This is a genomic window from Arthrobacter sp. Y3225116 (assembly GCF_059091245.1).
In genome coordinates, this window is record NZ_JBNHGL010000140.1 from 1 (window position 1) to 7,653 (window position 7,653).

General features: G+C 68.5%; 5 protein-coding genes. All 5 read right to left on the reverse strand.

Going from position 1 to position 7,653, the window contains the following annotated elements:
- Positions 1-70: 70 nt before the first annotated feature.
- A complete protein-coding gene (locus tag AC5RV2_RS12290) occupies positions 71-628 on the reverse strand; it encodes a hypothetical protein (RefSeq protein WP_494092562.1) in 558 nt (185 codons plus the stop codon).
- Positions 625-1,164: a DUF402 domain-containing protein gene (locus AC5RV2_RS12295; protein WP_494092563.1), complete on the reverse strand. Its 540-nt coding sequence runs from the start codon at positions 1,162-1,164 to the stop codon at positions 625-627. The genes AC5RV2_RS12290 and AC5RV2_RS12295 overlap by 4 nt, the downstream gene beginning before the upstream one ends.
- A gap of 8 nt (positions 1,165-1,172) precedes the next feature.
- A complete protein-coding gene (gene dxs / locus AC5RV2_RS12300; protein ID WP_494092564.1) occupies positions 1,173-3,149 on the reverse strand; it encodes a 1-deoxy-D-xylulose-5-phosphate synthase in 1,977 nt (658 codons plus the stop codon).
- Between the two features lie 220 nt (positions 3,150-3,369).
- A complete protein-coding gene (locus AC5RV2_RS12305; RefSeq protein ID WP_494092565.1) occupies positions 3,370-6,246 on the reverse strand; it encodes an aconitate hydratase in 2,877 nt (958 codons plus the stop codon).
- 339 nt (positions 6,247-6,585) lie between these two features.
- The coding region (locus tag AC5RV2_RS12310; protein WP_494092566.1) for a class I SAM-dependent RNA methyltransferase at positions 6,586-7,653 on the reverse strand (1,068 nt) is incomplete at its 5' end.

Consider the following 7,653-nt stretch of genomic DNA (forward strand, 5'->3'; position numbering starts at 1 on the left):
GGAGGCGGCGCGCGCCGCGGGCCTGGACGTGCCCGAGGGCGGCTAGCGCCGTCCCCGCCGGCGGCCGGCCCTACAGGCTGAACGCCGTCTTGGCCGGCAGCGGATGCTTTTGTTTGACCGCGGCGAGGTCCCCGTGGGGCGCGACGCCGATGCTCAGCTTGGTGTAGTCCAGTTTGGCTTCGCGGAGGCAGACCTTCAGGCCGGCGACCGCCTTGGCCGCATCCGGCGCCAGGACATAGATGTTGAGCTTGTGCGGGACGAACTCGGTCTTCTCCACGGTTCCGAGCCCGCGCCAGGCGAAGTACTCGGTGATGGTGCGTTTGGCCTTGTCCTCGAGGTAACGGTCCCGGTCGCTGCCGTCCGCCGTCTTCAACGCATACTGGGCGATCACCCAGTGCTGCTCCCCCGGCGCGAGCTCCGCGTAGCCGTCCCCGGCGCACTGCACGGCGAACGCGTCCATCAGCGACTCGGCGGCCTCGGGGTCGACGTCCCGGCTCTCCTGGGTGGTGCTCTGGTGGCCCACCGTGCCGTGGTTGACCACGAACTGGCCGTAGTCCTCGTCGAACCACGCCTCCCGGAACACCAGCGCGCCGTCGTCGTTCTTCTTGTACACCCGCAGGAAACTCATGTTCGTCCTTTGTTCAACCATGTCAGGGCCGTTCCGTCGAACGGCGCGGCCTCGGCTGCCACTTGCCCGTAGAGCGCCAGGCAGCTGGCCTGGATCCGTTCGGCCAGCGCCGGCGGATAGTCCATGGCCACCCGGTGTTCGGCGAATTCGTCCTCGTCGTCGATGTACACGCCGCCGCTGACGGAGCGGACCACATCCAGGTCCATGTCCGTGAGCTGGACTTCCCAGCCGGCCGGAAGCAGCGGGTCCACCCGGATGCCGGCGGCCAGGTCGATGTAGATGCGGAAGTCGCCGGGATAGGTGTCGTCGTAGAACGTCGCCACGTAGTCGCCTTCCCGGGGCAGTAACTGCACCGCATCGGAGGCTGCGAAGAAGGCGATGCCGGGCCGGGCGACCAGGGAGCCGGCCGGCTGGAAGATCCAGTCGCCGAAACCGTCGGAGCCCAGGTAGGTGCCGGGCACCAGCCAGTGGGCAGCGCCGTCGTATTTCCAGTTGCGGAACATCACCATGTCGCCGGGCCGGGCCTCGGCGGGCATGCGGCCGGTCACTGGATCTTGGGAATCTGGCCGGTCGGCAGTTCCTGGCCGGGCAGCGGGCGCGCGAACGGGACCTTGGTGCCCAGCACCTGCGCGACCGTGTCCTGGGCCACCTGCTGCGCGGTGAGTCCTACGCGCTCCAGGACCTCGGCGCGGGTGCCGTGGACCAGGAACTCGACCGGGAGGCCGACCTCGTTCAGCGCCGTGTCCACACCGGCGGCACGCATCTCCTGGCGGATCCGGGATCCGACGCCGCCGGCGCGGACGCCGTCTTCGATCACGACGACGATCCGGTGCCGGGCGGCAAGGCCGATGATCGAGCGGGGCACCGGCAGCACCCAGCGCGGGTCGACGACGGTGGAGCTGATGCCCTGGGCGCCGAGCCGGTTCGACACATCCAGCGCCAGTTCGCTCATGGAGCCGACGCTGACGATCAGCACGTCGTTTTCCGTGGAGCCGGACGGCCGGCGCACCAGCACGTCGACGCCGTCCTTGAGCCGTTCCAGGGCCTCGACCTCTGGTCCCACCGAGCCCTTGGAGAAACGGATAACGGTGGGGGCGTCGTCGACGGACACCGCCTCGCGCAGCTCTTCCTTCAACCGGGTGGCGTCGCGAGGGGCAGCCAGGTGCAGCCCCGGCACGATCTGCAGCAGCGACATGTCCCACATGCCGTGGTGGCTGGGCCCGTCCGGGCCGGTCACCCCGGCGCGGTCGAGCACCACGGTGACGCCCGCCTTGTGCAGCGCGACGTCCATCAGCAGCTGGTCGAACGCGCGGTTCAGGAACGTAGCGTAGAGGGCCACCACCGGGTGGAGTCCGCCGTAGGCCATGCCGGCGGCGCTGGCCAGCGCGTGCTGCTCCGCAATTCCGACGTCGAAGACACGGTCCGGATGCTTACTGGCGAATTTCTGCAGGCCCACCGGGATCAGCATGGCTCCGGTGATGCCGACGATGTCCTGGCGTTCGTCGGCGATCTCGGCGATTTCGTCGGCGAACACGGATGTCCAGGACTGCCGGCCGCCGGACTCGACGGGTTCGCCGGTCTCCGGGTCGATGACGCCCACGGCGTGGAACTGGTCCGCCTCGTGGGCGCGGGCGGGCGCGTAGCCGCGGCCCTTTTCGGTCATCGTGTGGACAATTACCGGTCCCCGGTAGTTCTTGGCCTGCGTCAGCGCGGCCTCGACGGCCTCCAGGTCGTGCCCATCGATCGGGCCGATGTACTTCATGCCCAAGTCCTCGAACAGGCCCTGCGGCGCCCACCAGTCCTTGATGCCCTTCTTGGTCGCGTGCAGGCTCCGGTAGGCGAACTGGCCCAGCGGCCCGCCCGACTGCAACTTCCGTTTCCACCAGTCCAGGGTGCCTTCGTAGGCCTGGTGGGTGCGGACCTTGTCGATGGTGGTCCGGCGCAAAGCGGCCAGCTGGTCGGCCAGCCCGCCGATCGTCGGCGCGTAGGACCGCCCGTTGTCATTGACCACGATCACCACGCGCCGCCCGCGGTCGGCGGCGATGTTGTTCACGGCTTCCCAGGCCATGCCGCCGGTAAGGGCGCCGTCACCCACGACCGCGACGACGTAGCGGTCGCCTGCACCGGTCAGCCGGCGGGCGCGGGAGATGCCGTCGGCCCAGGACAACGACGACGACGCGTGCGAGCTTTCGACAATGTCGTGCACCGATTCGGCGCGGTCCGGGTAGCCGGCCAGCCCGCCCTGCTGCCGCAGCGTGCCGAAGTCCTGCCGCCCGGTGACCAGCTTGTGCACGTAGGACTGGTGGCCGGTGTCAAAGACGATGCTGTCGTGCGGGGAATCGAACACGCGGTGGATGCCGAGGGTCAGCTCCACGACGCCAAGGTTCGGGCCGAGATGTCCGCCGGTCTGTGCGACGTTCGTGATCAGGAACTGGCGGATCTCCCGGGCCAGGTCCTGCAACTGGACCATGTCGATCCGGCGCAGGTCGCGCGGCTCGCGGATGGTCTCGAGCAATCCCACAGAGCAGGTCCTTTCCTTCACAAAGCGTCGGTTAATCCTACCGCCATCCATCCGCCACTCTGCGTTCCCCCGGTGCGAGGGTGCACACAACGCCGGCGACGCGTGGTCAGGGACTGAGCCGGAAAGCAGGCTGGCGCGGTGGCCGGACGCCGCAGGGCGGACGTCCATCGGACGCCCGCCCTGCGTTGGCCGCTGTGCGGTGTGTGCCGGATCCCGGGGGCTAGTTCGCCGAGATCTGGCGCAGCACGTACTGCAGGATGCCGCCGTTGCGGTAGTAGTCGGCTTCACCCGGGGTGTCGATCCGCACCACGGCGTCGAAGCTCTTGGTGCCGCCGTCTTCGCCGGTGGCGGTGACCTTCAGCGTCTTCGGGGTGGTGCCCTCGTTCAGCGCGGTCACGCCCTCGATGGAGAAGGTCTCCGTGCCGGACAGGCCCAGCGACGCGGCGGACTCGCCGGCCGGGAACTGCAGCGGCAGCACGCCCATGCCGATCAGGTTCGAACGGTGGATGCGCTCGAAGCTCTCGGCGATGACGGCCTTGACGCCCAGCAGCGCGGTGCCCTTGGCGGCCCAGTCGCGGGACGAACCGGAACCGTACTCCTTGCCGGCCAGCACCACCAGCGGGGTGCCGGCGGCCTGGTAGTTCATGGCGGCGTCGTAGATGTAGGCCTGCGGACCGCCGGTCTGGGTGAAGTCGCGGGTGAAGCCGCCCTCCACGTTGTCCAGCAGCTGGTTGCGCAGCCGGATGTTGGCGAAGGTACCGCGGATCATCACCTCATGGTTGCCGCGGCGGGAACCGTAGGAGTTGAAGTCCTTGCGCTCCACGCCGTTTTCCAGCAGGTAACGGCCGGCGGGGCTGTCGGACTTGAACGAACCGGCCGGGGAGATGTGGTCGGTGGTGACCGAGTCGCCCAGCTTGGCGAGCACGCGCGCGCCGCTGATGTCCTGCACCGGCTCCGGCGTGGCGCTCATGCCTTCGAAGTACGGTGGCTTCCGCACGTACGTGGAGTTCGGGTCCCAGGCGAAGGTATCGCCTGCCGGGGTCTCGAGCGCCTTCCAGCGGTCGTCGCCCTCGAACACACCCTCGTAGCCCTTGGCGAACATCTCCTTGTTGATCGAGGAGTCGATCACCTGCTGGACCTCGACCGGGTTCGGCCAGATGTCCTTCAGGAACACGTCGTTGCCCTCCGGGTCCTGGCCCAGCGGCTGCTTCTCGAAGTCGAAGTCCATGGTGCCGGCCAGGGCGTAGGCGACGACCAGCGGCGGGGACGCCAGGTAGTTCATCTTGACGTCCGGGTTGATGCGGCCTTCGAAGTTGCGGTTACCCGACAGCACCGAGGTGATCGACAGGTCGTTGTCCTGGACCGCCTGCGAGATTTCGGGCTCCAGCGGGCCGGAGTTTCCGATGCAGGTGGCGCAGCCATAGCCGACCACGAAGAAGCCGAGCTTCTCCAGGTACGGAATCAGGCCCGACTCTTCGTAGTAATCGGTGACGACCTTGGAGCCCGGGGCGATGGAGGTCTTGACCCACGGCTTGGACGCCAGGCCCTTCTCCACCGCGTTGCGGGCCAGCACGGCCGCCGCCAGCATGACCGACGGGTTCGACGTGTTGGTGCAGGAGGTGATCGAGGCGATGGACACCGCACCGTGGTCCAGTTCGAACTCGCGCCCGTCTTCCATGGTGACGTGGACACGCTTGGAGGCTCGGCCGTCGCTGGGCAGGGCGACGTGGCGTCCCTGGGCCGCCGAACCGCCGGAGGGACGGTCGTCGGCCTGTGCGGTGCCGGCGTGCACGCCGCCGGCCTGCGCCGCGGCAGCGTGACGGACCGTGGAGGTCATGGCCGGGGCATCCGACGCCGGGAAGGACTCTTCCAGGGCCTCGTCCAGGGCGTCCTCGTTGCCGGTGCCTACGTAGCCCTGCAGGTCCTTGCGGAACTGGTTCTTGGCAGAGGTCAGGGCGATGCGGTCCTGCGGCCGCTTGGGACCGGCAATGGACGGAACCACGGTCGACAGGTCCAGCTCGATGTATTCGGAGAACTTCAGTTCGTGCGACGGATCGTGCCAGAGGCCCTGTTCCTTGGTGTACGCCTCGACCAGGGCGATGTTCTCCTCGGAGCGGCCGGTCAGGCGCAGGTAGTCGAGGGTCACGTCGTCGATCGGGAACATGGCGGCGGTCGAGCCGAACTCCGGGCTCATGTTGCCGATGGTGGCGCGGTTCGCCAGCGGCACCGCGGCCACGCCTTCGCCGTAGAACTCCACGAACTTGCCCACCACGCCGTGCTTGCGCAGCATCTCGGTGATGGTCAGCACGACGTCGGTGGCGGTGGCGCCGGCGGGGATGGAGCCGGTGAGCTTGAAGCCGACAACGCGCGGAATCAGCATCGACACGGGCTGGCCGAGCATGGCGGCCTCGGCCTCGATGCCGCCTACGCCCCAGCCGAGCACGCCCAGTCCGTTGACCATGGTGGTGTGCGAGTCGGTGCCGACCAGGGTGTCCGGGTAGGCGCGCAGCTTGCCGTCAACCTCGCGGGTCATCACGGTGCGGGCCAGGTATTCGATGTTGACCTGGTGCACGATGCCGGTTCCCGGCGGAACCACCTTGAAGTCTTCGAAGGCGGTCTGTCCCCAGCGCAGGAACTGGTAGCGCTCACCGTTGCGCTGGTACTCGATCTCCATGTTGCGCTCGAGCGCGCCGGCGTTGCCGAAGACATCGATCTGGACCGAGTGGTCGATCACCAGTTCGGCCGGGGCCAGCGGGTTCACGCGCTTCGGGTCGCCGCCGAGCTCCTTGACGGCCTCGCGCATGGTGGCCAGGTCGACGACACACGGAACACCGGTGAAGTCCTGCATGATGACGCGGGCGGGGGTGAACTGGATCTCGGTGTCCGGCTGTGCGTCGGGGTTCCAACCGGCCAGGGCGCGGACGTGGTCCGCCGTGATGTTCGCACCATCTTCGGTGCGAAGCAGGTTCTCCAGCAGGACCTTGAGGCTGAACGGAAGGCTCTCGGCACCTTCAACGGCACTCAGCCGGAATATCTCATACTCGGTCCCGGCGACGTTCAAGACGCCTTTGGAACCGAAGCTGTCCACATTACTCATGACAGGACTCCTCTCGCCACACTTTATCTTTGTCCGGGCGGCAACCACCCGCTAGTTAGGCATCCCTAAGTGTGAAGGGACAGCTGTGGGCTCGGCCTCTGGCCTTTTTGACGCGCCGCAGCCCGCAGAATTTACAAGCCAGAGACAATATGCTTCGTCCGGAACCGCTGCCCCCATCCTATCGGGTAGCCCGTTGGCAGGAACCGGAGCGCCGCCTGTGGCCTGCCTCACAGCCGGGATTGCCCTGCAGCGGCCGCGGGATCGTGCGGAAGGCTCGGGAGCGCGCGGGGAGGATTGGGACCCCGCGGGGAAGGCCGCCGCCGGCACGCCCGTTCCCGCTCAGCGGCGCCCCGGGGTGAGCACGGCGAAGGACTCCATGTGGTGGGTATGCGGGTACAGGTCGAACACGCGCAGCGAGTCGAGGTTCCAGCCCAGCTGCAGGAAGTAGCCCAGGTCGCGGGCGAAGGACGCCGGGTCACAGGATACATAGCCGACCGCCCGGGGGTTCCGGGCGGCCACCGCCTGCACCACGGCTTTTCCGGCGCCGGCGCGGGGCGGGTCAAGGACGACGGCGTCCATCTCTTCGGGCTGCGAGCGCAGCACCCGTTCGACCTTGCCCTGTACGATCTCGACCTGCCCGAAACCGTGCAGGTTCTTGCGGGCGTCTTTGCTGGCGGCCGGCGAGCCCTCAATGGAGAGGACGTTGCCGGTCACCCCGACGGCATCGGCCAGGGGCGCCGTGAAAAGTCCGGCACCCGCGTAGAGGTCGGCCACCCTCTCCCCCGGCCGGGGCGCAACGCCGTCCAGAACGGCGGCAGTCAACGTGGCCGGCGCCAGCCGGTGAATCTGCCAGAAGCCGTCTCCCGTCACGCGGTACTGGTGCCGCCCGCTGGTTTCGGATACCCAGGTGCGTCCCCGCAACCGGGTGAGCCGCCCGGGCACGGGCTCCCACGCGGCAACCGACACGCCGGGTTCGATCCGGTCGGCAATCTTCGCCAACCGTTTGGGCGTTGTCCCCGCGCCCGGTACCAGCAGCACCAGCGGCGTGCTCCCGTCGGCGGGCGCGGCCACCTCCACCCGCTCCAGCCCCGACAGATCCAACTCCCACAACCGCAGGTCGTTGACGGCGTCCGCGGCCAGCGGCATCGCCTCGATGGGGACCAGCTCGTCGGACCGGTGCGCGTGCATCGCGAGGCGCCCGTCGGACCCCACGCCGAACGCGGCGCGCGTACGCCAGCCGAGTCCGTCGTCGTACTCCCCCGCGGGGGCTTCCACTGTGACCTGCCGTTCCAGCTTGGCCAACCGTTGCAGCTGTTCGGCGAAGATCAGCCCCTTCAGCCGGCGCTGGGCGTCCAGCCCGATGTGGCCAAATTCGGCGCCGCCCACGGCGGGCCGGCCGGCTTCGGC